Genomic DNA, 24,487 nt, shown 5'->3' on the forward strand with positions numbered 1-24,487 from the left:
AGTCATGGAATGCCGTCCCTATATGTGGAATATCGCAATGTCATCGATGACGTTCCAGGCGTATTTCCCTGAACCACCGTCCCTATATATGGGACCACCGCCCATTCCCTCCTATACTATGCGATGAGCACAGGAATCGGACAGCGTAGTCGACGACAACTCGGCGAATGACCAACGGAGAATCCCCAACCATGACCGCTAATTCCTACGACTTCACCGGCAAGGTCGTCATCGTCACCGGCGGAGGCACCGGCATCGGCCGCGCCATCACCCGCGGCTTCCTCGACAACGGCGCCACCGTCGTCGCCGTCGGCCTGCGCCAGGCCCCGCTCGAGGAGACCGTCGCCGGCTACGAGCACGGCCGCACCCACATCACCGACGTCTCCAGGCACGACCAGGTGCACGACCTCATCCAGGACGTCGTCGACGAATTCGGCCGCCTCGACGTCGTCGTCTCCAACGCCGGCATCTTCGAAGGCGGCGAGATCGAGAACGTCTCCGACGACGTCTGGCACAAGCTCTTCTCCGTCAACATGGACGGCCTCTTCTACCTCACCAAGGAGGCCCTCCCCTATCTCAAGGAGACCAAGGGCAACATCGTCGTCGACACCTCCGTCTCCGGCCTCTACGGCGACTGGGGCCAGACCGCCTACAACTCCACCAAGCACGCCATGAACGGCTTCGTCCGCTGCGTCGCCCTCGACTACGGCCGGTACGGCGTCCGCATCAACGCCTTCGCCCCCGCCTTCATCGAAACCGACATCAACAAGGAGGTCTGGACCGACCCCGAACGCCTCAGGCCCTACATCGAACGCGTCGCCCTCGGCCGCACCGGCAAGCCCGAAGACTGCGCCGACCTCGCGCTGTTCCTCGCCTCCCCCGGCGCCTCCTACCTCACCGGCCTCGTCGTCCCCGTCGACGGCGGCACCACTGCAGCCACCGGTCAGGGACGGAACAACTACGACAACGACACCCGCTCCGTGCTGTGATCCGTGGCGGTGCGTCGGGTCTTCGTCGCCGCCGAAGACCCGACGCACCGCCCTCTCCATCCCGCGCCCCCTCCACGGAGAGGGCGTTCGGCGCGGCCAACCACATTCCGAATCCAAGGAGCACGACCAATGACGCTCGGCGAGGATTACCAACGGCCGGTACCCGGCCGCATGTACACCATCATCCCCGAAACCCCGGAGCACGAAGCCGCGCCCCGTCCCTTCATCGACACGCACGTGCACCTCATGCACACCGACCTCTACTCCTGGTTCAACCCATCCAAGGCCCTCACCTTCGAAGGACCATGGGATCCGCTGTTCCAGGCCGGCGACTACGTGGCGTCCGACCTGCTCGACGAGGTGCACGGCAGCACCATCGGCGTGGTCGGCGCCGTGCACGTGCAGGCCAACGCCGACGATCCGGTCGCGGAAATCGCCGACGTGGAACGGCAGAGCGAGGAGACCGGCCTGCCGGTCATGATCGTCGGCGGCGGTGATCTCTCCTCCCCCGACTTCGCCGAAACGCTCGAACGCGAACTCGACCACCCGCATCTGCGCGGCGTGCGGCAGAACCTCAACATGCATCCGCATCCGCTCTACCGGTACGTCGACATGGCGTACATGGACGATCCGGAATGGCTGAACGGACTCGACCTGCTCGCCGGCCACGATCTCAGCTTCGACATGCAGTTGTACCCCACGCAGTTCGCGCGCGCATGCGAGGTGATCGACGCGCATCCGGACACGCTGTTCATCATCGACCACATGGGCATGTGGGCCGACCGCGATCCGGCCGGATGGCGGCTGTGGAAGAACGGCCTGTATGAACTCGGCAAGCGCGACAACTGCGTGATCAAGATCTCCGGTCAACCATCGATGGACCACTACTGGACCATCGAAAGCATCAAGCCCGGTATCTACACGACGCTCGACGCGTTCGGCATCGACAAGACCATGTTCGCGTCGAACTTCCCCGTCGACAAGCTGCACTGCTCATACCTCGACCTGGTGCACGCCTACGCGCGCTGCGTGGAGACCCTCTCCCCCGGCGAACAGGACATGTTGTTCGTCGGCAACGCGAAGAGGTACTACCGGTTCTGAACAGCCTTCCCTCCCATGTGCGGGGACGCCTGGCTCACCTACACCAGCACGAGGTTGTCCCGGTGCACGAGCGGATGCGTGTACTCCTCGCCGAGGATGCGCTTGAGCTGCGCGGTGTTGCGGCCGAGCATCCGCGGCACCTCCTCGGAGTCGTAGCCGGCGAGTCCGCGCGCCAGATGCGTGCCGTCCTCCGCGTCGATCCACACCGGGTCGCCGGCGGAGAACGCGCCACGCACCTCCACGGCGCCCGCGGCGAGCAGGGAGGCCAGTCCGCCGCGCACGGCGGCCGCGGCGCCCTCGTCCACGATGATGGTGCCGCGCGGTTCGGCGGCGAAGCCGATCCACAGGCGTCGTGCGGATCCGCGCTGCTTGACCGGCGCGAAGACGGTGCCCACCGGGTCGCCCATGAGGGCGGGGCCGGCGTTCGCCGCGCTGGTGAGCACGGCGGGGATGCCGGAGACGGCGGCCACGCGCGCCGCCTCGAGTTTGGTGACCATGCCTCCGGTGCCGACCTTCGATCCGGTGCCGCCCACCTTGACCTCGCCGAGCGCGTCCACCACGTTCGGCACGTAGGCGATGCGGCGCGAGCCCGGTTCGCTCGGCGGCGCGGTGTAGAGGCCGTCCACGTCGGTGAGAAGGACGAGCGCGTCGGCCCTCACCAGGTTCGCGACGAGCGCGGAGAGGCGGTCGTTGTCGCCGAAGCGGATCTCGTTGGAGGCGAGGGAGTCGTTCTCGTTGATGATCGGCACCACGCCCAGGTCGAGCAGCCGTCCCAGCGTACGCTGCACGTTGCGGTACTGGGTGGCGCGGATGGTGTCCTCGGCGGTGATGAGGATCTGCCCCACGCGTACGCCGTAGCGGCCGAACGCCGCCTCGTAGCGGGCCATGAGCAGGCCCTGCCCCACGGCAGCGGTGGCCTGCTGGGTGGCGACGTCCGAAGGCCGCGTCTCGAAGCCGAGCGGACCGAAGCCGGCGGCGATGGCGCCGGACGAGACGAGCACGACGCGCGCGCCCATGAGGTGCGTCGCCGCGAGCGCGGCGACGAGCGCGGAGATCCGGCCGGCGTCGAGATGCCCGTCCGGCGTGGTCAGCGAGCTGGACCCCACTTTGACGACGATGGTCTCCGCCTCGGCGATGCGCCGGCGGATCTCGGCCTGCGATGGTGTGGACATGGTCGCCGTTCTACTCGCCCTGTGTTTCCTCGCCGCGGCCGAAGAGACTCTTCTCGTCGTGGCGGTCGTCGTCGATGGACGGGTCGGCCCAGTGTCCGGCCTTGCGTTCCGCCATCATCGCCTCGCGCACGGCGGCCTTCGCGTCCATCATCTCGTGGTATTCGCGACGGCGTTCCGCGTTGGTGCGGCGGCGTGCGCCGGGGGCGTCGGCCTCGAGGCGCAGGTCCTTGCCGCGGGCGCCGAGCGGCGTGCCGTCGAGCATCTCCGCGCCGGCGGCGATGGTCGGGTCCCAGTCGAAGTCGACGGCGCGGTCGCCCTTGCCGATGCGCACCTCGTCGCCCGGCTTGGCGCCCTTGCGGCGCAGTTCGTCCTCCACGCCGAGCTTGGCGAGACGGTCGGCCAGGTAGCCGACGGCCTCGTCGTTGTCGAAGTTGGTCTGCTGCACCCAGCGTTCCGGCTTGCGTCCAGTGACCTCGTACCAGACGTCGCCGTTGCCGTTCTCCTTGCGTTCGATGGAGAAGTCGAGGGCGGTGCCGCCCTCGTCGGCGCGGCGGCGACGGCCCTTCTGCTCGAGCGGCTTGATGACGACGCGCGCCTCCTCCTCGGCGCTTTCGCGCTTGGCGACCTCCTCGCGCATCTCGGCGACCATGTCGGCCAGCGCGAAGTTGAGCTCCTTCAGGCCCTTGTGGGAGGCGGTGGAGATGATGAACACGCGCATGCCCTTCGCCTCGAACTCGGGCTTGACGAATTCGGCGAGCTCCTCGGCCTCGGGCACGTCGGCCTTGTTGAGGATGATGATGCGCGGACGTTCGGGGATGGGGATGGCGCCGAGCGGCAGGTCGAGCGAGCCGGCGTATTCGGCGAGCTCGTGTTCGAGGGCCTCGTAGTCGCTCATCGGGTCGCGGTCCGGTTCGAGCGTGGCGCAGTCGATGACGTGGGCGATGATCTCGGTGCGTTCGATGTGGCGCAGGAACTCGAGGCCCAGGCCCTTGCCCTGGGAGGCGCCGGGGATGAGGCCGGGCACGTCGGCGATGGTGTAGCGGCGGTCGCCGGCGACGACCACGCCGAGGTTCGGCACGAGCGTGGTGAACGGGTAGTCGGCGATCTTCGGCTTGGCGGAGCTCATCGCGGCGATGAGGCTGGACTTGCCGGCGGAGGGGAAGCCCACGAGCGCCACGTCGGCGATGGACTTGAGCTCGAGGATCACGTCGCGCTCCTCGCCGGGTTCGCCGAGCAGGGCGAAGCCGGGGGCGCGGCGCGTACGGTTGGCCAGCGCCACGTTGCCGAGGCCGCCGTTGCCGCCGAGCGCGGCCACGTAGCGGTCGCCCTCGTGGGTGAGGTCGGCGAGGCGTTCGCCCGGATGCTTGGGCCGTCCGGCCGCGCCCTTCGCCTCGAACACCACGGTGCCGCAGGGCACGGGCAGGACGAGGTCGGCGCCCTTGGAGCCGTCCTTGTTGTCACCCAGGCCCATGGTGCCGCCGTCCGCCACGCGGTGCGGCATGAAGCGGTAGTCCAGGAGGCTGGTGGCGTTGCGCGTCGCCTCGAAGATGACGGATCCGCCGTCACCGCCGTTGCCTCCGTTCGGGCCGGCCAGCGGCTTGTACTTCTCGCGGCGGATGCCGGCGGAACCGTTGCCGCCGTCGCCGCCCTTGACGTGGACGGTCACTCGATCCACAAAATCGCTCATGTCGTTCACCTTACTGTTCGCTGATTACGTTGGTCTCGGCCTTTGCCGTGCGCGCCCGCACGCCGCCGTGGAACCGCACGCCTGCCTCGGGCGTGCGTGGAGGGAGGAATCAGGGGGTACGAAAAAGGCCGCGTCCTTGCGGGCGCGGCCTTCTCGTTCATGCCGTCTCAGATGACGTCGACGACCTTGCGGTCGCGACGGACGCCGAACTTCACGGAGCCATCGGTGAGGGCGAACAGCGTGTGGTCCTTGCCCATGCCGACGTTCTGGCCCGGGTGGAAGTTGGTGCCACGCTGGCGAACGATGATGTTGCCGGCCACGACGGCCTCGCCGCCGAACTTCTTCACGCCGAGGTACTGCGGGTTCGAGTCGCGACCGTTGCGCGAGCTGGACGCACCCTTCTTATGTGCCATGATTGTTCCTTTCGGTGCTGGTTAAGCTTTGTTGGAAAAACCTGTTGACAAGAACTCAGGCGATCTCGGTGACCTTGACCATGGTCAGCTTCTGACGGTGGCCCTTGCGACGGGCGACGCCGGTCTTGTTCTTGTACTTCTGGATGTTGATCTTCGGGCCCTTGGCGTCGTCCTTCACGACTTCGGCCTTGACGGAGACCTTGGCCAGATCGGCGGCGGCCAGGGTGACCTTGGCGCCGTCCACCACGAGCGCGACCGGGAATTCCACGGTATCGCCCTGCTTGGCGTCGAGACGGTTGACGAGGATGACGTCGCCGACCTCGACCTTTTCCTGATGGCCACCGGCCTTCACAATCGCGTACATAATCGTTCCTTTTATTTCACTTGGAAAGCTTATTGCCTGACGCTCCCGGATATGCCGGGCTCGCGGTCAGACACCAGCCATCTAACTTACACCGACGCGCGGACTGACGCAACCGCGATTCGTCCGCGTGTCAAGGGCGACACACCCACGGGGAGGCGATCCGCGCCGGAATCAGCCCGGAATCGCCTCCCGGCGGCGTGTCGGACGGTCAATCACTCGTCGGCGTTGTTCGCCGCCACGGCCGCGGCCGCGATCTGCGCGAGCTTGGCCTTGACGTCCGGGGTGGAGCCGGCGGGCTCCGGCGCGGGCGCGGTGCCGCGTCCGTGCTTGTTCGTCTTGACGAACGGGTCGCCGCCCCTCAGGGCGTACGGGTCGTCGTAGTCGGCGGAGACGATCGGCTTGTCGTGCAGGATGAAGCCACGGCCCTTGCAGGTCGGGCACTCCTCCGAGAACGCCTCGACGAGGCCCTGGCCGATGCGCTTGCGCGTCATCTGCACGAGGCCGAGCGAGGTGACCTCGGCCACCTGGTGCTTGGTGCGGTCGCGCGCCAGGCATTCCACGAGGCGGCGCAGCACGAGGTCGCGGTTGGCGGGCATCACCATGTCGACGTAGTCGATCATGATCATGCCGCCGATGTCGCGCAGGCGCAGCTGGCGGGCGATCTCCTCGCTGGCCTCCAGGTTGCAGCGGGTGACGGTCTCCTCGAGCGACTTGCCCTTGCCGATGAACCGGCCGGTGTTCACGTCGATGGTGGTCATGGCCTCGGTGCGGTCGATGACGATCGAGCCGCCGGACGGCAGGTACACCTGACGTTCCATGCCCTTCCTGAGCTGCGAGTCGATCTGCCACTTGTCGAACACGTCCTTGCCCTCGTGCTCGGCCGGGTCCCACTTCTCCAGCTTGTCCTTGAGGTCGGGGGCCATCGTGTCGAGGTACTCCTCGATGCGGTCGTAGACCTTGTCGCCTTCCACGATGAGCTTGGTGAAGTCGTCGTTGAAGATGTCGCGCACCACGCGGATGGCCACGTCCGGCTCGCCCTGGAGGAGCTTCGGACGCTTGCCGTGCCAGAACTCCTCGCGCTTGGCGTTGATGCGCTCCCACTGACGCACGAGGCTCTCGAGGTCCTTGACGATGGCCTCCTCGGAGGCGCCTTCGGCCGCGGTGCGGATGATCACGCCCATGTCCTTCGGCGCGATCTTGGAGACGATGTTCTTCAGGCGGGTGCGTTCACGCTCCGGCAGCTTGCGGCTCACGCCGGTCATGCCGCCGGACGGCACGAGCACGAGGAAGCGGCCGGCGAGCGTGACCTGCGAGGTCAGGCGCGCGCCCTTGTGGCCGATCGGATCCTTGGTGACCTGCACGAGCACCGGGTCGCCGGACTTGAACGCGAGCTCGATGCGGCGCGGCTGGCCGTCGAGGCGCGTCGCGTCCCAGTTGACCTCGCCGGCGTACAGCACGCCGTTGCGGGCCTGGCCGATGTCCACGAACGCGGCCTCCATGCTCGGCAGCACGTTCTGCACGCGGCCGAGGTACACGTTGCCCACGGTCTGCACCTCCTGGATGTCGGACACGTAGTGCTCGACGAGCACGTTGTCCTCCACCACGGAGATCTGCGTGTGGTGCTCCTTCTCGCGCACCACCATGAGGCGTTCGACGTTCTCGCGGCGGGCCAGGAAGTCCTGTTCCATGATCTGCGACTGGCGGGAGCGCTCGCGTCGGTTGTCGCGGCGGCGCTGCTTCTTCGCCTCGAGTCGCGTGGAGCCCTCCACGTCGGTGATCTCGTCGATGTACTGCTGCTTGCGGGAGCGGCGCACGAGCACCTGCTCGTCGTCGTCCTGCGTCTTGCCGCGGCGACGACGACGGCGACGGGTGACGGTCTCCTCCTCGTCGCGGGCCGGACGGTCGGCATGCTCGGCGTCGTCCGCGGCGGAGTCGCGTTCGGAGGACTTCTCCTCCTGCGCGGCCGTCTGGTCGCCCTTGGCGCGGCGGCGGCGGCGACGGCGGGTGCGCGGCTCCTCCTCGTCCTGTCCGTTCTCCTCCTCGGCGATCGGGCTGTACGCGATGTCGTCGAGCTCGAGGTCCTCCTCGATCTGCTCGACCTCGGCCGCGGCGCGGCGCTCCTGCGCGTTGAGGCGGCGGTTGCGTCCACGGCGGGACTTCGTCTCGCCCTCGTCGGCGCCTTCGGCGGACGACGTGCGGTCCGCTCCGGCGTCCTGCGCCGGGGCGTCGTCACGCGCGTCCGTCTCGTCGTCGTTCTGGCGGGAACGGGAGCGGCGACGACGGCGACGGCCGCCCTCCTCCTGCTCGTCGCGGTCGCGGCGGGAACGCGCGGGACGCACGTCCTCCTCGTCGTCCTCGTCCTCATCGTCCGTGTCGTCGTCGCGGACGCGGGAGACCGGGATCACCGGCTCCTGGAACAGCAGAGACGTCATCGGACGCATGGTGCGGTCGTCGTCGCGGCGGTCATGGACCGGCAGTTCGTCGATGAGCTCCTCGGCGCGCTCGAAATCGTCCTCGTCGTCCAGGTCGCGCGCGGAACGGCGACGGGAGCGGGACGGACGCACGTCGTCGTCATCGTCGTCGTCGCGGAAGCGGCGGCGACGGGAGCGGGACGGACGGTCGTCGTAGTCGTAATCGTCGTCGTCGACGTACCGGGAACGGGAGCGGCGGCGCGTACGCGGCGCGTCGTCCTCGTCGTCCACGTCGGCGCGGGAGCGGCGACGGCGGGAACGTGCGGGACGCACGTCGTCGTCGCGGTCGTCGTCACGGTCGCCGAACCCGGCGAGGGAGTCGACGGCGTCGGACACGCGCTCGTCCGCATCGTCGTCACGGGAGCGGGAGGCGCCGGCGTCCGCGGACGGAACGTCGTCGCGGGGGTCGAGCTTCGGCTCCTCGAAGATCGAACGGGAATGGTCCTCCACCTTGAGCTCCAGGGAGGCGCCGGCGGCACCGGTGCCACGCACCACGCGGCGGCCACGGCGACGACGGGTCGTGGGCGCGGGAGCCGGCGCGGGGGCGTCGGACCGGTCGCCGGACGGCGCGGCGCCGGCGGCATCGGACGAATCGGATACGTTGAGGTTCAGGGCGTCGACGTCGTCGACCCCATTGGTGTTCACAGCGGGCACGATGCTCCTCGCCGACGTGCTGCATCACGTCGGCCTCTCAGGCTTCACACGGCTCTCACACCACGCTCTCACCGTGGCCGCGCATCACTTGCGCCCGCAGAAGCAATTCCAGTCAAAGTCTGTGCGGCTCGGACGGCGGACACCGGCGCTCGCGAGGAAAGGATCGGGCAGAACCCGGGTGCGAGGGGATCGACGCCATCTGGCACGTCGGCGGTTTGCAGAACCACCATCCTCAAGTATGCCACAACTTCACGCGTCCCCCGTCCATCACGCGCCCGGGCGCGACGGCGCGCCCGTCGCGTCGGCGCGTTGGACGGCGGACGGCACGACTGACGGGACGGCGGACGGCACGACGGACGACGGCGTTCAGCGCTCCGCGACGAGCCAGCGCAGCAGGATGTCGGCGAGCAGCGTCAGATCCGATTCGGGCAGCTGCTCGTCGTGCTTGTGGGCGAGCAGCGGGTCGCCGGCGCCGAGGTTCACGGCGGGCACGCCGAGCTGGGAGAAACGGGCCACGTCGGTCCACCCGAGCTTGGCGAGCGGGTCGCGGCCGGTGCGCTCCTTGACGAGCTTCGCGAGCGAGACCGCCAGCGGCGCGTCCATGCCGGGGCGCGCGGACGGCGATTCGTCCCTCATCTCGATGCCGTAGCCCTCGAACACGCCGCCGGTGGCCACGTGCTCGCCGTTGCCGAGCTCGGCGCCCGCGTCCACGCCCATCATCAGGGCCTTCGCCTCGGCCACGGTCTTGTCCGGCGCGAACCGGTAGTTCACATGCACGCGGCACTCGTCCGGGATGACGTTCGTGCCCTTGCCGCCGGAGATCAGCGTGGCGTTGAGGCCCTCGCGGTAGACGAGGCCGTCCACTTCGACGTCCGCGGGGCCGCGGTCGTTGTAGGCGTTGAGACGGTTCAGGATGTCCGCGGCCTTGTGGATGGCGTTCTCGCCCATCCACGCGCGGGCGGAGTGCGCGGCCACGCCGTGCGTGACCACATCGAAGCGGATCGTGCCGTTGCAGCCGCCCTCGATGCCGCAGCTGGTCGGCTCGCCGATGATCGCGAAATCGCCTTCCACCCAATCGGGGTGGGCCTCCACGACCTTCCTGAGGCCGTTCTTCTCGGCGACGACCTCCTCATGGTCGTAGAAGACGTACGTGAGGTCGACCTTGGGCAAGGTCTCCGGCGTCGCGCCGTCGAGCACGGCGGCGAGCTGGAGCATCACCGCGTCGGACGCCTTCATGTCGGTGGCGCCGCGGCCCCACAGGACGCGCTCGCCCGGATGGGCCTCGGCCACGTCGGCGCGGATGAGCGGGTCGCCGGGCTCCAGCCAGCGCGGCGGGAAGTTGTCGATGACCGGCACGGTGTCGATGTGCCCGGCGAGGATGACGCGGTTCGGAAGGCCGAAGGCGGTGGAGGCGACGACCGTGTCGCCGTGGCGGCGCACGGTCAGATGCGCGTACGTCTTCAGGAACGCCTCGATGTCGTCGGCGAGCGGACCCTCGTCGTCGCTCACGGAGTACACGGTCATGATCTGCTCGAGCAGGGCATCGAGCTGCGCGGCGCGGGAGGCGGCGGGGTCCAGGGAAATCGTCATGGCGTCCATCCTATCGGCGGCCCCGGGAATGTGAATCCCCTTACCATTGGGTGAGATTTCACGGATGCGCGCGACGGTCTGTGCCACACTCGAGGTGACGGCCCGCAGGTACGCGGTACGCGGGATACGCGGGAACGTGACACGCGATACGCGGGAACAGCCCCGGGAAGCAGGAAAAGAGGGATTTCGGGAATGCCAGGTCTATTGAGCGCCATGCAGGGATTCTGCGTCATCGGCATCGTGATCTTCGTGGGCTATGTGGCCGCGCGCATGCGCATCGGCGGCCCGAGCGCGCAGATGGTGCTCAACCGCTTCTCATTCTTCGTGTCCAGCCCGTGCCTGATGTTCGCGATCCTCGCCAAGGAGCCGATCTTCGACATCTTCCATCCCTCGATCGTGGTGGCGTTCCTCTCCGCCATGCTCGCGGGGCTCGCGTTCCTCGCGCTCAACCGCGCGTTCTTCCACCTGAAGGCCCCGGACGCCACCATCGGAGCATTGAACTCGTTGTATCTCAACTCGAACAACATCGGCCTTCCGGTGGCCACGTACATCCTCGGTAACGGCGCGCTCGTGGCGCCGATCCTCGTCATGCAGCAGGCCCTGTTCACGCCGATCGCGCTCACCGTGCTCGACGTCACCACGAAGGGCAAGGCGTCCGTCAAGGAGATCGCGAAGCAGCCGCTGCACCAGCCGTTGCTCATCGGCTCGCTGCTCGGCATCGTGGTCTCCGCGCTGAACGCGAAGCTGGGCTGGTTCCCCGTGCCGAACTACATCTACGATCCCATCAACATGATCGGCGAATCGGCGGTGCCGATGATCCTCATGGCGTTCGGCATGTCGCTGCACGGCACGAAGCCGCTGCAGCAGAAGGGCGACAGGCCCGCGATCTTCACGGTGGCGGTGATCAAGAACATCGTCATGCCGATCATCGCGTTCCTGCTCGCCTACTTCATGATGGGCTTCCGCGGGCCGGAGCTGTACGCGTGCGTGGTGCTCGCCGCGCTGCCCACCGGGCAGAACGTGTACAACTACGCCGCCCGGTACAACGTGGGCCTCACCTTCGCGCGCGACGGCATCCTCATGTCCACGATGACGAGCCCGGTGTTCATCGCGCTCATCGCTTTCCTGTTGAGCTGAGGAGCGCGATGAACCGTCGCGGCACGGCCGCCGGGCCTGTCGTCAGCGTCCGCGGTTCGCTTCGGCGAGCGCGTCGAGACGCGCACGGAAGCGCGGCCAGTCGGTCCTCATCGCGGTGAGCAGGCGACGGTCCGGGACCTCGTCGATCGGCACCCAGGCGATCTCCTTGCTTTCGTCGTCGTTCGCGCGCGGCGTGACGCGGCGTCCCGGCTTTTCGAACGCGAACACGGTGGTGTACGCCCACGGACCGTGGTCCTCACGGTAGGAGCCGACCACCTCGATGTCCTCGGGGGTGATGTTCGCCTCCTCGTAGCTTTCGCGCAGCGCACCTTCAATAGGCGATTCGCCGTCCGCGGTGGCGCCGCCGGGGATGCCCCACGTGCCACCCTCCGCCGACCATGAGGCGCGATGCTGCATGACGACGTGCGTCACCGCTCCGGTCGCCGCGTCGCGGCGGGCCAGCAGGACGCCGGACGCGCCGTTCGTCCCCCAATGCTTGCGTCCGCACGCGCAGTCGACCCAGCCGTCGCCCGGCTGGTGGACGTTCTCCGCGGGCGGCAGCTCCTTGCCGTCCTTGTCGAGCACGCCCGGCAGGCTCTCGCCGCGCGCCACGTTCCACAGGTCGGTCCATTCGACGCCGAGTTCGGCGGTGAGCCTGCGCAGCAGCGGCAGGCTGATGCCGATGATGCCGTGCGGGTCACCTTCGATGCCGTCGATGAACGCGCCGCCGAAGCCTTCGAGCGTGAACGATCCGGCCACTTCGAGCGGTTCGCCGGTAGCGATGTAGCGTTCGATGTCGCGGTCGGAGTAGTCGGCGAAGTGGACGAGGGCGTGGCTCGCGCCGCGCACGACCCTCCCGGAGGCGAAGTCGACGACGCAGTGTCCGGTCCACAGCTCGCCGGTCGCCCCGCGCATGCGGCGCAGGCGCTCGCGCGCCACGTCGGCGCTGTGCGGCTTGCCGTAGCATTCGCCGTCCAGCAGGAACATCGAGTCGCAGCCGACGATGAGCGGGCCGACCTCGGCGCGCGTGAGTCCCGGCTGGAGCGCGACGACGTTGGAGATCGGCTCGGTGACGGTCGGCATGTCCACGCCGGAGAAGTCGCGCGTCGAGGCGACGGCGGCCTTCGAGTAGTCGATGTCGTCGTCCGCCGCGGACACGTCGGACGACGTGCCGACGGCGGCCTCACGCGCCTCGTCTTCGGCGATGACGGCTTCGGCTCGCATCGGATAGGCGATGACGCGTTCGCCGGTCGCGGCGGCGGCCGTCGCGGCCACGTCGCGGTAGGCACGATGGACGGCCTCGGCCTTGGCCGAGGCGAGGATCGTCACGCGCTGTTCGACGGTGAGGGCGTCGACCGTCGTGCCGGCGGCGACGGCGGCCGCCTCGAGCGCGGCCGGCTCGTCGACGTGCGAGACGCGGATGGTCGGGCAGACGCCCGCCGCGTACAGCACGTCGCGGCGCGGCTTGGACTTGGACGCGAGAATCAGCGGAACGGACATCAGCGGCGCTCCACTTCCACGCCGTCGCCGTCAATCGGCAGGTGCAGTACCTTCCAATGGCCGGAGGCGAGTTGTTCGGCGGCGATCTCGTCGATGGCGGCGCGGGCGTCGCCGTGATGCAGCACGAGCACGCACGGGCCGGCGCCGGAGACGGCGGCCGCGTAGCCCTTGGAGCGGAACAGGGCGATGAGGTCGGCGGACGGCTGCATGAGCGGCGCGCGGTACGGCTGGTGGAGGCGGTCCTGCGTGGCGGTGAACAGCAGCGCGTTGGCCTGGTGTCCGGCATCGGCGGAACCCTCGTCGGTCTTGGCCAGGATGGACGGGTTCATCGCGGCGGGCAGGAGTCCCACGCGCGAGACGTTGTAGACGGCGTCCTTGTACGGCAGTTCGCCGGGCAGCGCCTGGCGCGCCTTCTCGGTGGACAGCTCGTAGTCGGGCACGAACACGGCGGCGGTGATGGCCGGATCCACCGGGTAGTTCACCGTGTGGAAGCCGCCGTGCAGCGGGTCGCCGCCGGGGATGGCCACCGAGCCGACGCCTTCGGCGGTGGCGAAGTCCCAGGAGACGGTGAGGCCGCCGAACACGGCCGGCGCCACGTTGTCCGGGTGGCCCTCGATCTGCGCGGCCATGTCGAAGATGGCCGGGCGGTTGAGCCCGCCGGGCTGGGCGAACGCGGCCGCCGCCGCGATGCCGGCGACGATCGCCTCGGCGGACGAGCCCATGCCGCGCGCCTGCGGGATGTTGTTCGTCGCCTCGAGCGTGAAGCCGAGGCGTCCCAGCCCGAACGTGGCGCAGGCGCGGCGGAACGTGGAGACGACGAGATGCGTCTCGTCGCGCGGCAGCGTGTCCTCGCCCTCGCCGTGGATAATGACGTGGGCGACGCCGTCGGCGGGATCGTCGTTGAGCGTGAACGTGAGTTCGTCGTGGTAGTCGAGCGCGAGGCCCACGGTGTCGAAACCGGAGCCGAGGTTGGCGCTGGTGGCCGGCACGCGCACGTGGACGCTGCTGCAGATGGGGTTCATATGTCTTCTGTCTTCCTTCGTTTGGTCGCGGGCCGTCTCGGGAGTCGTGGCGGGCGTCGCGGCGCGTATTGCAAGAATCCCCCGGCCGCTTGTGCGCGGCCGGGGGATGGACGGGTTGCGGTCAGTCGAGCACGCGCAGGATGGACGGCTCGCCGGTGACGGAGTCGAGGCGCTGCACGGCCTGGACGGTCTCGCGCAGGGTGACCTCGTCGGTCAGGTGCGTGACGAGGCGCAGCTGCTGGACCTCGCCGTCGTAGCCCGGGGCCTTGAGCGAGGGCTTGAGGTCCTGGTTGACGCCGTTGATGGACACGCCGCGCTTGGCGAACTCGGTGGCGATGGCGGCCAGCACGCCCGGCTTGTCGTGGATGAGGAAGCGCACGGCGAACGCGGCCTTGTTGGCGTTGATGGGGGCCTTCGGCAGCTGCTTGTACAGCGGGATGGCCGGGCCGGTGCAGCCGGCGGCGATGTGGCGGGCCACCGTCACGACGTCGCCCACGACGGCGGAGGCGGTGGGCGCGCCGCCGGCGCCACGGCCGTAGAACATGAGGTCGTCGGCCGCCTCGGCCTTGACGAAGATCGCGTTGAAGGAGCCGTGCACGGAGGCGAGCGGGTGGCTTTCGGGCAGGAGCGCCGGGTAGACGCGCGCGGAGACGCCGGCCTCGCCGTTCTCCACCACGGCGAGCAGCTTGATGACCTTGTGCTCGTTGGTGGCGGCGGCGATGTCGTCGGCGGTGATCTTGGTGATGCCCTCGACCGAGACGTCGTCGATGGTGACGGGCGTGTGGAAGCCGAGCGTGGCCATGATGGCGGCCTTGTTGGCGGCGTCGTAGCCCTCGATGTCGCCGGTGGGGTCGGCCTCGGCGTAGCCCTTGGCCTGCGCGTCCTTGAGGACGTCGTCGAACTGGAGGCCCTTGGTGGTCATCTCGTCGAGAATGTAGTTGGTGGTGCCGTTGACGATGCCCAGCATGCTGGTCACCTTGTCGCCGACGAGGCTTTCGCGCAGCGGGCGCAGGAACGGGATCGCGCCGCCCACGGCCGCCTCGAAGTAGATGTCGACGCCCTTGGCCTCAGCGGCCGCGTAGATCTCCGGGCCGTACTTGGCGAGCAGCGCCTTGTTGGCGGTGACGACGGAGGCGCCGGATTCGATGGCGGCGAGCACGAACGTGCGAGCCACGGAGGTGCCGCCGATGAGCTCGATGACGATGTCGGAGCTGGTGGCCACGTGCATGGTGTCCGTGGTGACGATGGACTGGTCGATCCACGGGAACCGCTCGGTCTCCTTCGGGTCGAGGCAGGCCACGCCGGTCAGCTCGATGGGGCGGCCCACGCGCGCGGCGAGCTCCTCCTTCTGCTCCACGATGAGGCGGGCGGTCTGCGAACCCACGGTGCCGGCGCCCAGCAGGCCTACGCGGATCGGGGTTGTGTTGTCTGTAGCCACGGGATTTCCTCCTGACATTCGGCCGTTCAGCGGGTAGTCGCTGCCTCCCATCCTACGGAACCTTTTCGACACGCCGAACGATAAGCCTCTTAACGAATATGGGACGGACGCCGTCGCGACGACAATCGACCCACGAGTAGCAGTCAGCGGTTGCAACGGTTCCCCCAGGCGCCCCCAATTCCGCATACGTTCTTAACGAATTGGTTGCCGCAAGCGCTTAACCTGACGTACACTTTCCTGTGAAGCGGTACTGCATGGTTCCCACGGCGATGCTCGGCCACACGGAACCGGATCAGGAGAAAGCGACGGCCCGATGGTGGGCCGGAGTGATGCGGCGACGACGACGCATCGGGAGACACCCACACACCGCTCATGACAACCTCGCAATGAGGGAGGTAAGAAGAATGAAGGCATATATCCAGCGCCTGGGACGCGCCCTGATGCTGCCGGTGGCATGTCTGCCGGCCGCGGCGCTCTTCCTTGGCATCGGCTACTGGATCGATCCGAGCGGCTGGGGCGGCAACAACGTGGTTTCCGCATACCTGTGCAAGACCGGCTCCGCGATCCTCGACAACCTCGGCCTGCTGTTCGCGGTGGGCGTGGCCATCGGCATGGCGAAGAACAGGGACGGCGCCTCGGCGCTCTCCGGCCTCGTCGGCTTCATGACCGTCACCACGATCATGGGCTCGGCCTCGATGTTCCTCGGCTTCGACGCGGAGACCGTCGCCACCGAGCACCCGGCCTTCGCGGCCGGCGCCATCGGCAACAAGAACGTGTTCTTCGGCATCATGGTCGGCTGCATCGCCGGCGCGCTGTACAACAAGTTCCATCAGGTCAAGCTGCCCGACTTCCTGGCGTTCTTCTCCGGCCGCCGCTGCGTGCCGATCCTGACCGCCGCGATCATGTCGGTCATCTCGCTGCTCCTGCTGTTCGTCTGGCCGCTCATCTACAATGGCCTGGTCTCCTTCGGCGAGGCCATCATGGGCATGGGCGCCGTGGGCGCGGGCATCTACGCGTTCTTCAACCGTCTGCTCATCCCCACCGGCCTGCACCACGCGCTCAACAACGTGTTCTGGTTCAACCTCGCCGGCATCGACGACATCACCAAGTTCTGGAGCGGCACCGGCGGCCTCAGCGGCAAGGAGGCCGCGGTCCTGGCCACCGGCGGCTTCCACCCGTGGGGCACCTACGTGACCGGCATGTACCAGGCCGGCTTCTTCCCGATCATGATGTTCGGCCTGCCCGCGGGCGCGTTCGCCATCTACCGCAACGCCAAGCCCTCGAAGCGCAAGGCGGTCGGCTCCCTGATGCTGGCCGGCGGCCTCGCCGCGTTCCTCACCGGCGTGACCGAGCCGCTCGAGTTCTCCTTCATGTTCGCCGCGTTCCCGCTGTACGTGGTGCACGCGCTGCTCACCGCCCTCTCGGTGTTCATCGCCGCCGCGTTCCAGTGGATCGCCGGCTTCAACTTCTCCGCCGGCTTCATCGACTGGTTCCTCTCGCTCAACGTGCCGCGCGCCCACCTGCCGTGGATGCTCATCATCCAGGGTCTGGTGTTCGCGGTCATCTACTACTTCGTGTTCGACTTCATGATCAAGAAGTTCAACCTGAAGACCCCGGGCCGTGGCGATGACGACGAGGAGATCTCCTCCGCCGCGCTCGACGACGCCGCTCCGGCCGCCGCGGCCGCGAAGGCCGACAAGGAGTCCGTGCTCGCCGCGAAGCTGTACGAGCTGCTCGGCGGCAAAGCCAACGTGGTGGACATCGAGAACTGCACCACGCGTCTGCGCATGGGCGTCAACGACACCTCCAAGGTGGACGTGGACGCGATCCGCAAGCTCGTGCCCGGCGTGAAGGTGCTGGACGCGAAGAACATCCAGGTCATCGTCGGCACGCAGGTGCAGGCGGTGTGCGACGCGATGGAGGAAATCCACCGCAAGGCGTGACGCCCGTCCGTCCCGCGCCATACACACCCTCGCCCCGCCCGACCGCAGACATCCAGTCGCGGCCGGGCGGCCGGTTTTCCGCGACACGTTCCCCGCGGTTCATGGTGTAGCGTGGGGACCATGGCCGGCGAGCCCGGCCCATCAGTTCCGACCCATCAGTCAAGGAGGATCATCATGGGATTGTTCTCGGGTCTGTTCCATAAGGACGCGCCCGCGCCCGAAGCCCCGGCCGGCCCGAAGACGCTGACCGTCGTCGCGCCGGTGGACGGCGTGTACAAGCCGGTCGAGGAGGTGCCCGACGACACGTTCGCCGCGAAGATCCTCGGCGACGGATTCGGCGTCACGCCCACGTCCGGCACGGTCGTCGCCCCCGTCTCCGGCACGGTGACGACGGTCGCCAACGCCAAGCACGCGGTCGGCATCACCACCGAGGGCGGCGTCGAGGTGCTCGTCCACATCGGCGTCGACACGGTGCAGCTCAAGGGCGAGCCGTTCGACATGCTCGTCGCCGCCGGCCAGCAGGTCACGGCCGGCAAGCCCATCGAACGCGTGGACGTGCAGGCCGTCAAGGACGCCGGCAAGCCCACTGACGTCATCGTCGTGTTCACCAACCCGGACGCGATCACCTCGCTCGACCTCGACGCCTCCGGCACCGTCGCCGCAGGCCAGACGGTCGGCACGATGACCGTGAAGTAACCGGACATTCCGGACGCACGCGCCGACGGCGTCGGACGGGCGTCCGTCATCGCGACGCACCTATACGAAAGGCTCCCCTCGGGGAGCCTTTCGTGCGTTTCAGGCGGTTCCGCGACGTTCCGCACGTCGCGCAGTCGCATATGTCACGTACGGAACCGACGGCGTCACTCGCTCACGTCGAGGGCGAGCAGGTCGTCGACGGTCTGACGACGCAGCATCAGATGCGCGCCGTCGGCCGAAACGGCCACGACGGCCGGGATGAGCGCCTGGTTGTAGTTGCTGGCCATCGTGCGTCCGTACGCGCCGGTGACCGGCACGGCGAGGACGTCGCCGCGATGCGTGTCGGCGGGCAGGCGCACCTCGTGCACGACGATGTCGCCGGACTCGCAGTGCATGCCGACGACGCGCGCGAGCATCGTCTCGGCGGAACCGTCGCGGTTCGCGAGGCGGGCCGTGTAGTCGGCGCCGTACAAGGCCGGGCGGATGTTGTCGCTCATGCCGCCGTCGACGGACACGTACACGCGCTCGTCGATCGGGTTGCCGTCACGGTCGGTCGGCTGCTTGCCGTCGTGCGCGCTCAACGTGACCGGCTTGACGGTGCCGACGCGGTACAGCGTGACGCCCGCGGGCGCGACGATCCAACGGCCCGGCTCGAAGCTGATTGCGGGCGCCGGCATGCCGAGCGCGCGGTTGATGGCACCGACCGCATCGGCGAGACGCTTCAGCTCGACGCGCACGTCCATCGAATCCTCGCCGTCGGTGTAGGCGACGGAGTAGCCGCCGCCGAGGTCGACCTCGGGCAGCGTGTAGGCGTCGGTCGCGTAGAACGTCTTCCGCAGGAGCATCATGCGCTTGGCGGCCTGGATGAACGCGTCGGCGTCGTGGATGTTCGAGCCGATGTGCGAGTGGATGCCGACCAGCTCGAGCACGTCCTGATGCTTCTGGATCTCCTTGAGCACGGCGAGCGCGGGGCCGTCGGCCACGGCGGTCATCGCGGCGGCAAGCGCCTTGTCCTTCTCGGACACCTGCTCGTGGCTCAGGTCGTACGGGTACTTGACGTCGTATTGGAGCGTGCGCTCGCGCCGGCGTTCGGACGCACCCGTACCGGCCGTCGCCACCGCCGCCGAACCGCTCGATTCTATAGAATCGGACGAAACGGGGCCCGGTACCGCCGCCGAACCGCTCGATTCTATAGAATCGGACGAAACCGAAGCGGAATCGGCCTGCGAAACGTCCGATTCCGCAGGAACGGACGCCGCGGCGGCGTCACGGCGGACGGCGAGACGGGCGTTGGTCGCGGCCGGGGTCACGGCGGACGGGTCGTCGGCGAGGTCGTCGAGCACGGCGAGGACGGACGTGTCGGCGCCGGCAGGCAGCAGCGGCACGCCGAACTTCTGGTCCTCGTGCGCGGTGGAGATGTACTCGTGGCCGCCGGCGTGGATGCCGGAGGTGACGCGCAGCATCACCTTGGCGCGCTTGCCGAGGCGGTGCGCGATTGCGGCGATGCGGGCCGGCTCGTCGGGCGAGTCGACGACGATCTTCGCGAAGCCCTGTTCGATGGCGAGCGCGATCTCCTCGTCGGACTTGTTGTTGCCGTGCAGCACGAGGCGACGGCCGGGCGCACCGGCGGCGAGGGCGATGCGCATCTCCCCCATCGAGCAGGTGTCGACGAGCATGCCGGCGGCGGTGACGAGGCGCACGACCTCCTTGGAGAGGAACGCCTTGCCGGCGAAGCTCACATGCGTGGTGGAGTTGTTGAACGCGTCGGCCGCGGCCTTGACGAAGGTGCGGGCGCGGTTCGTGACCTCGTCGGTGTCGATGAGGTAGAGAGGCGAGCCGAACTCGTCGAGGAGGGATTCGGCGGTGCGCCCGTGGAACGTGAGCGCGCCGGTCACGGGGTCGACGGCGCTGGCCTCGGGCCAGATCGGGGTGATTGCCATGGTTGTGGGCGCTCCCGTCACATCTTGTCCGGGGCAGTGACGCCGAGGAGGTCGAGGCCGGAGGCGATGACGGCCTGCACGGCGTCGTTGAGCTTGAGGCGGGCGGCCGCGCGGGCCGGCTCCGGGGCCTTGGCGATGCGCAGCGCCTCACGTTCGGCCTCGGTTCCGCGCTCCTCGAGCCCGGTGAGGTCCATCGGGACGACGCGCTCCACGTTGTACCACTTGTGGTAGGTGGCGGCGAGGTCCTCGAGGTAGCGGGCCACGCGATGCGGGGCGCGCTTGTCGCCGGCCTCCTTGACGACGGCCGGCCACTGGGCGAGCGCGGCGAGCACCTCGCCGTCGGCCTCGGTGTCCAGCAGGGACAGGTCGGCGCCCTCGGCGGTGACGTTCGCGGCCTCGGCGTTGCGGTCCACGTTGCAGGAGCGCGCGTGCGCGTACTGCACGTAGTACACCGGGTTGTCGTTGGAGTGGGAGGCGAGCAGGTCCAGGTCGATGTCGACCGGCGAGTTGTAGTCGGTGCGGGCCAGCGAGTAACGGGCGGCGTCCACGCCGATCGCGTCGACGAGGTCGTCGATGGTGACGACGTTGCCGGCGCGCTTGGACATGCGCACGGCCCTGCCGTCCTTCATCACGTTGACGAGCTGGCCGATGAGGATCTGCATGTTCTCGCCCGGCTTGTCGCCGAACGCCTCGCACATGGCCATCATGCGGCCGATGTAGCCGTGGTGGTCGGCGCCGAGCATGTAGATCGCGACATCCGCCGGGTCCTGCGCGCGGTGGCGCTTGTTCCAGTAGTAGGCGATGTCGGCGGCGAAGTACGCGAACTCGCCGTTGGACTTGATGATGACGCGGTCCTTGTCGTCGCCGTGGTTCGTGGACGCGAACCAGGTGGCGCCGTCCTTCTCGTAGATGTCGCCGCGGTCGCGCAGCACGGCGATGGCCTTGTCGACCTCGCCGTCCTGGTAGAGGCTGTTCTCGTGGAACCACACGTCGAACTTCACGCGGAAGTCCTTCATCGACTTGCGGATCTCGTCGAACATCATCGGCACGGCACGCTTGCGGAACTCCTCGCGCAGCTCGGAATCGGCCTCGCCGATGGGCTCCTCGTGCTCGTTGAGGCCCTGGTCCTCGTGGCCCAGGGCGGTGAGGTCCACGCCGTCGGCCTCGGCTTCGGCCTGGACGCGGGCGGCGATCTCGCCGATGTACGCACCCTTGTAGCCGTCGAACGGGGTCTGGGTCTGGTAGCCCTTGTCACCGAGGTCGTTGATCGCGGCCCATGCGGCGACGAGCGACTTGGCGAAGCGGTTGATCTGCTCGCCGTGGTCGTTGAAGTAGTATTCGCGCACCACCTTGGCGCCGTTGGCCTCGAGCACGCGGGCCATCGAATCGCCGGTGGCGGCCCAGCGGGTGCCGCCGATGTGGATCGGGCCGGTCGGGTTGGCGGAGACGAACTCGAGGTTCAGGGTCTCGCCGCCGAGGTGGCCGTTGCGGCCGAACGCGGAGACGGACGCGCCGTTGTCGGACTCGGTCTTCGGCGCGGCGAGGATCTGGTCGACGATGGCCGCGGCGGAGGCGGAGTCGAGGGTGATGTTGATGAAGCCGGGGCCGGCGACCTCCACCTTGGAGATGCCTTCGGCGGCGGTGAGTTCGGCGGCGAACAGCTCGGCCAGGTCGCGCGGCTTCATGCCGGCCTTCTTGGCGAGCTGCATGGCGGCGTTCGAGGCCCAATCGCCGTGGGCGCGGTCCTTCGGACGCATGACGGCGAATTTGGCGACCGGCGGGATGAGGTCTTCGGTGAGTTCGCCGGCCTTTCCGGCGGCGACGAGGTCGTGGGCAATACGCGAAATGAGTTCGCTCAACGCTTCAGGATTCATTCTTCCAAGGATACCGGGCGCGCAGACTTCCGTTCCGGCCGCCGTTCCGTACCTATTTCCGGGAATCCTTGCACTGACAACACCTCAGCACAACAAATCCCGGGTAAGACCATCCACTACCGAAGAATCCCGGGAATCCTTGCACTGCCACCACTTCAGCACAACAAATCCCGGACGGAGCGACCCGACCCCGGGAATCCTTGCACTGACAACACCTCAGCACAAGAAAACCCGGAAACCACCGGCGACGCCACCGACCTCACCGCTCCGAATCGCCGCGGCGCCGCTCCAACAGGTGGTAGCCGCCGTAGCACAACGCGACGAACGGCACCATGTAGAGCAACGTCGAACGTTGGGTTTCGTCGAGGATGACGAGCACCAGGGCGCCGATGCACATCACGATCGCCATCCACGGCAGCACCGGGAATCCCGGCGCACGATACCCGAGTTCGTCCGGCGAGTGCCCCGCGGCGGCCCATTCGCACCGGAACCGGATGTGGCACACGCAGACGGAGAACCACACCACCAGCGTGGCCAATCCCGAGACGGCCACCAGCACGAGGTACACGGTCGAGGCGGCCACCACCGAGGAGAGCAGCGCGAGCAGCGAACCGGCCATCGAGAACAGCACCGCCCACACGGGCACGCCGTGGAAGTTGGTCTTCGCGAACCGGGCCGGGATGAGCCGCTCCTTGGCGAGCGACCACACCATGCGCGAGCACACGTACAGGCCGGAGTTCGCGGCGGACAGCACCGCGGTGAGCACCACGAAGTTCATCACGTCGCCGGCGAACGGCATGCCGATCGACTGGAACACCAGCACGAACGGGCTCGTCTCCACACCAGACTTGTGCCACGGGATCAACGCGGCCATCACGGCGATCGAACCGATGAAGAAGATCGCGAGACGCAGCACCGTGGTGTGCACGGCCTTCGGAATCGCACGGCCCGGATCCTTCGTCTCGCCGGCGGCGACACCCACCACCTCGGTGCCGGAGAACGCGAACACCACGGTCAGCAGGGTCGAGAAGACCGGCGCGAAACCTTGCGGGAACCAACCATCCGCATAGAAGTTACGGAACAACGGCGCGGAATCATACCCGGCGATCGGCATCGCGCCGAAGATCGCCAACAGACCGATCACGATGAACGCGACGATCGCGAACACCTTGATCGAGGCGAACCAGAACTCGGCCTCGCCATACAGCCGCACCGAAAGGATGTTGAGCACGAACACCACCGCGATGAACACGGCCGACCACACCCAGGTGGGCGAACCGGGGAACCATCGCTGCATCAAAAGCCCCGCGGCGGTGAACTCGCTGGCGAGCGCCACCGCCCAGTTGAGCCAGTAGAGGATCGCGATGACGAACGCGGTGCCGGGGCCGATGAAACGCTTCGCGTACATATGGAAGCTGCCGGCGTACGGCATCGCGACGGACAGCTCGCCGAGCGAGACCATCACGCAGTAGACGAGCAGCGAGCCGACCGCGTACGCGAGAATCGCGCCGAGCGGTCCGGCCTGGTGGATCGTGTATCCGGAGCTGACGAACAGGCCGGTGCCGATGACGCCGCCGAGCGAGATCATCGTCAGGTGCCGGGATTCCATCTTGCGTTCGAGACCGGTGGCCTGCCCTTCGGAGCCGGCCGCCGAGCCAGCCGCCGAACCGGCCATCGGACCGGTCTCCGCCGCCACGACGCTCCCCGCGTCGGCCTCCATGCCGCCGTTGTCTTCGTTGCCATTGCCGGCGTCGGCCATGCTGGGCTCCTTCGGAATCGCGTGTACGTCATCGGATGATGACTACCGTATGATACCCAACGCCGTCCCGGGACGGACCGGGACGGACCGGAACGGACCGGAACGACCCGGAACGCACCATCACAACGACCGTCGGAACGACCGTCGAAACACACGAAGGCCGGCCCGGACAAACCGGAACCGGCCTTCATCCCGTCGCGTTTCCGCGGCCGTCACGGCACAACCGTCACAGCACAACCGTCACAGTACGACCGTCACGGCACAACCGTCACAGTACGACCGTCACGGCACAACCGTCACAGCACAACCGTCACAGCACGACCGTCACAGCACGGCAATCGCGTCGATCTCGACGAGCGCGCCCTTCGGGATGTCGTTGCCGCCGAACGCCACACGCGCCGGCTTGACGGAGCCGATGAACACCTCGGCGTAGCGGGCGTCGACCTCCTTGAAGTCCTCGACGTTCTTCAGGTAGATGGTGGCGCGGCACACGTGCTCGATGCCGGTGCCGGCGGTGTCGAGGATGTGCTTGATGTTCTTGAGCGCCTGCGCGGCCTGCTCGCCCGCGGTCTCGCCTGCCAGTTCGCCGGTCTCCGGGTCGATGCCCAGCTGGCCGGACACGAACACGAAGCCGTTGGCCTTGACCGCCTGGCTGTACGCGCCCAGCGCGGCCGGCGCCTCGGAGGTCGCGACCGCTTCCATCTTCTCGCTCATATGTGCTCCTTCGTCGAAGAACG

General features: G+C 68.1%; 18 protein-coding genes. 5 read left to right on the plus strand and 13 right to left on the minus strand.

From position 1 onward, the window contains the following. Positions 1–191: 191 nt before the first annotated feature. Both budC and KIH78_RS07765 read left to right on the plus strand, forming a co-directional pair. Positions 192–989 carry a meso-2,3-butanediol dehydrogenase gene (budC, locus tag KIH78_RS07760; RefSeq protein ID WP_219131899.1) on the plus strand — a complete coding sequence of 266 codons (798 nt, stop codon included), beginning with the start codon at positions 192–194 and terminating at the stop codon, positions 987–989. A gap of 129 nt (positions 990–1,118) precedes the next feature. Further along, positions 1,119–2,090: an amidohydrolase family protein gene (locus KIH78_RS07765; protein WP_219131900.1), complete on the plus strand. Its 972-nt coding sequence runs from the start codon at positions 1,119–1,121 to the stop codon at positions 2,088–2,090. Positions 2,091–2,128: 38 nt separating this feature from the next. Here the strand turns inward: KIH78_RS07765 and proB are convergent, their stop codons facing one another. The 6 genes from proB to dapE all read right to left on the minus strand — a co-directional run bounded on the left by proB (position 2,129) and on the right by dapE (position 10,441). Beyond that, entirely contained in the window at positions 2,129–3,262 is a 1,134-nt protein-coding gene (gene proB, locus KIH78_RS07770; protein ID WP_219131901.1) for a glutamate 5-kinase, read from the minus strand. 10 nt (positions 3,263–3,272) lie between these two features. Further along, the gene (gene obgE / locus KIH78_RS07775) at positions 3,273–4,949 is read right to left on the minus strand and encodes a GTPase ObgE (protein ID WP_219131902.1); all 1,677 of its coding nucleotides are present in this window, start codon (positions 4,947–4,949) and stop codon (positions 3,273–3,275) included. A 167-nt stretch (positions 4,950–5,116) separates the two neighbouring features. Continuing rightward, on the minus strand, positions 5,117–5,362 hold the full coding sequence (gene rpmA / locus KIH78_RS07780) for a 50S ribosomal protein L27 (protein ID WP_214314426.1): 246 nt from the start codon (positions 5,360–5,362) through the stop codon (positions 5,117–5,119). 55 nt (positions 5,363–5,417) lie between these two features. Next, on the minus strand, positions 5,418–5,726 hold the full coding sequence (rplU, locus tag KIH78_RS07785) for a 50S ribosomal protein L21 (protein WP_214314428.1): 309 nt from the start codon (positions 5,724–5,726) through the stop codon (positions 5,418–5,420). Between the two features lie 212 nt (positions 5,727–5,938). After that, positions 5,939–8,851 (minus strand): Rne/Rng family ribonuclease, encoded by a 2,913-nt coding sequence (locus KIH78_RS07790; RefSeq protein WP_338024130.1) that lies wholly within the window; start codon positions 8,849–8,851, stop codon positions 5,939–5,941. A gap of 366 nt (positions 8,852–9,217) precedes the next feature. Beyond that, positions 9,218–10,441: a succinyl-diaminopimelate desuccinylase gene (gene dapE, locus KIH78_RS07795; protein ID WP_219131903.1), complete on the minus strand. Its 1,224-nt coding sequence runs from the start codon at positions 10,439–10,441 to the stop codon at positions 9,218–9,220. Between the two features lie 192 nt (positions 10,442–10,633). Here dapE and KIH78_RS07800 point away from each other — a divergent pair, with 192 nt between their 5' ends. Then, positions 10,634–11,578: an AEC family transporter gene (locus tag KIH78_RS07800; RefSeq protein ID WP_214314432.1), complete on the plus strand. Its 945-nt coding sequence runs from the start codon at positions 10,634–10,636 to the stop codon at positions 11,576–11,578. A gap of 42 nt (positions 11,579–11,620) precedes the next feature. On the opposite strand, the gene KIH78_RS07805 is transcribed toward KIH78_RS07800, so the two are convergent. The 3 genes from KIH78_RS07805 to KIH78_RS07815 form a co-directional block, all read right to left on the minus strand. Further along, positions 11,621–13,078, minus strand: coding sequence for a Maf family protein (locus KIH78_RS07805; RefSeq protein ID WP_219131904.1), 1,458 nt, complete (start codon positions 13,076–13,078; stop codon positions 11,621–11,623). Next, the gene (gene thrB, locus KIH78_RS07810; RefSeq protein WP_219131905.1) at positions 13,078–14,100 is read right to left on the minus strand and encodes a homoserine kinase; all 1,023 of its coding nucleotides are present in this window, start codon (positions 14,098–14,100) and stop codon (positions 13,078–13,080) included. The genes KIH78_RS07805 and thrB overlap by 1 nt, the downstream gene beginning before the upstream one ends. A gap of 121 nt (positions 14,101–14,221) precedes the next feature. Continuing rightward, positions 14,222–15,538: a homoserine dehydrogenase gene (locus KIH78_RS07815; protein ID WP_214314438.1), complete on the minus strand. Its 1,317-nt coding sequence runs from the start codon at positions 15,536–15,538 to the stop codon at positions 14,222–14,224. Positions 15,539–15,942: 404 nt separating this feature from the next. Here KIH78_RS07815 and nagE point away from each other — a divergent pair, with 404 nt between their 5' ends. Further along, entirely contained in the window at positions 15,943–17,481 is a 1,539-nt protein-coding gene (gene nagE / locus KIH78_RS07820) for an N-acetylglucosamine-specific PTS transporter subunit IIBC (protein WP_219131906.1), read from the plus strand. A gap of 174 nt (positions 17,482–17,655) precedes the next feature. Continuing rightward, positions 17,656–18,177: a PTS sugar transporter subunit IIA gene (locus tag KIH78_RS07825; RefSeq protein WP_219131907.1), complete on the plus strand. Its 522-nt coding sequence runs from the start codon at positions 17,656–17,658 to the stop codon at positions 18,175–18,177. Between the two features lie 164 nt (positions 18,178–18,341). Here KIH78_RS07825 and KIH78_RS07830 read toward each other — a convergent pair whose 3' ends face one another. The 4 genes from KIH78_RS07830 to KIH78_RS07845 all read right to left on the minus strand — a co-directional run bounded on the left by KIH78_RS07830 (position 18,342) and on the right by KIH78_RS07845 (position 24,464). Then, the gene (locus KIH78_RS07830; RefSeq protein ID WP_219131908.1) at positions 18,342–20,117 is read right to left on the minus strand and encodes a diaminopimelate decarboxylase family protein; all 1,776 of its coding nucleotides are present in this window, start codon (positions 20,115–20,117) and stop codon (positions 18,342–18,344) included. A gap of 17 nt (positions 20,118–20,134) precedes the next feature. Further along, a complete protein-coding gene (argS, locus tag KIH78_RS07835; protein WP_219131909.1) occupies positions 20,135–21,991 on the minus strand; it encodes an arginine--tRNA ligase in 1,857 nt (618 codons plus the stop codon). 259 nt (positions 21,992–22,250) lie between these two features. Further along, entirely contained in the window at positions 22,251–23,666 is a 1,416-nt protein-coding gene (locus KIH78_RS07840) for an amino acid permease (protein ID WP_219131925.1), read from the minus strand. Between the two features lie 408 nt (positions 23,667–24,074). Continuing rightward, on the minus strand, positions 24,075–24,464 hold the full coding sequence (locus KIH78_RS07845) for a Rid family detoxifying hydrolase (protein WP_163197027.1): 390 nt from the start codon (positions 24,462–24,464) through the stop codon (positions 24,075–24,077). Between the last annotated feature and the right edge of the window lie 23 nt (positions 24,465–24,487).

It is taken from the genome of Bifidobacterium saguinibicoloris (assembly GCF_019331725.1).
Taxonomy (GTDB): domain Bacteria; phylum Actinomycetota; class Actinomycetes; order Actinomycetales; family Bifidobacteriaceae; genus Bifidobacterium; species Bifidobacterium saguinibicoloris.

Bases quoted from the DNA above. Each gene is read 5' to 3' on its own strand.
- KIH78_RS07800 (WP_214314432.1), top strand. From the start codon at position 10,634: ATGCCAGGTCTATTGAGCGCCATGCAGGGATTCTGCGTCATCGGCATC.
- KIH78_RS07845 (WP_163197027.1), bottom strand. From the start codon at position 24,464: ATGAGCGAGAAGATGGAAGCGGTCGCGACCTCCGAGGCGCCGGCCGCG.
- KIH78_RS07840 (WP_219131925.1), bottom strand. From the start codon at position 23,666: ATGGCCGGTTCGGCGGCTGGCTCGGCGGCCGGCTCCGAAGGGCAGGCC.
- KIH78_RS07765 (WP_219131900.1), top strand. From the start codon at position 1,119: ATGACGCTCGGCGAGGATTACCAACGGCCGGTACCCGGCCGCATGTAC.
- KIH78_RS07805 (WP_219131904.1), bottom strand. From the start codon at position 13,078: ATGTCCGTTCCGCTGATTCTCGCGTCCAAGTCCAAGCCGCGCCGCGAC.
- dapE (WP_219131903.1), bottom strand. From the start codon at position 10,441: ATGACGATTTCCCTGGACCCCGCCGCCTCCCGCGCCGCGCAGCTCGAT.
- rplU (WP_214314428.1), bottom strand. From the start codon at position 5,726: ATGTACGCGATTGTGAAGGCCGGTGGCCATCAGGAAAAGGTCGAGGTC.
- argS (WP_219131909.1), bottom strand. From the start codon at position 21,991: ATGAATCCTGAAGCGTTGAGCGAACTCATTTCGCGTATTGCCCACGAC.
- obgE (WP_219131902.1), bottom strand. From the start codon at position 4,949: ATGAGCGATTTTGTGGATCGAGTGACCGTCCACGTCAAGGGCGGCGAC.
- budC (WP_219131899.1), top strand. From the start codon at position 192: ATGACCGCTAATTCCTACGACTTCACCGGCAAGGTCGTCATCGTCACC.
- thrB (WP_219131905.1), bottom strand. From the start codon at position 14,100: ATGAACCCCATCTGCAGCAGCGTCCACGTGCGCGTGCCGGCCACCAGC.
- KIH78_RS07825 (WP_219131907.1), top strand. From the start codon at position 17,656: ATGGGATTGTTCTCGGGTCTGTTCCATAAGGACGCGCCCGCGCCCGAA.
- proB (WP_219131901.1), bottom strand. From the start codon at position 3,262: ATGTCCACACCATCGCAGGCCGAGATCCGCCGGCGCATCGCCGAGGCG.
- rpmA (WP_214314426.1), bottom strand. From the start codon at position 5,362: ATGGCACATAAGAAGGGTGCGTCCAGCTCGCGCAACGGTCGCGACTCG.
- KIH78_RS07830 (WP_219131908.1), bottom strand. From the start codon at position 20,117: ATGGCAATCACCCCGATCTGGCCCGAGGCCAGCGCCGTCGACCCCGTG.
- nagE (WP_219131906.1), top strand. From the start codon at position 15,943: ATGAAGGCATATATCCAGCGCCTGGGACGCGCCCTGATGCTGCCGGTG.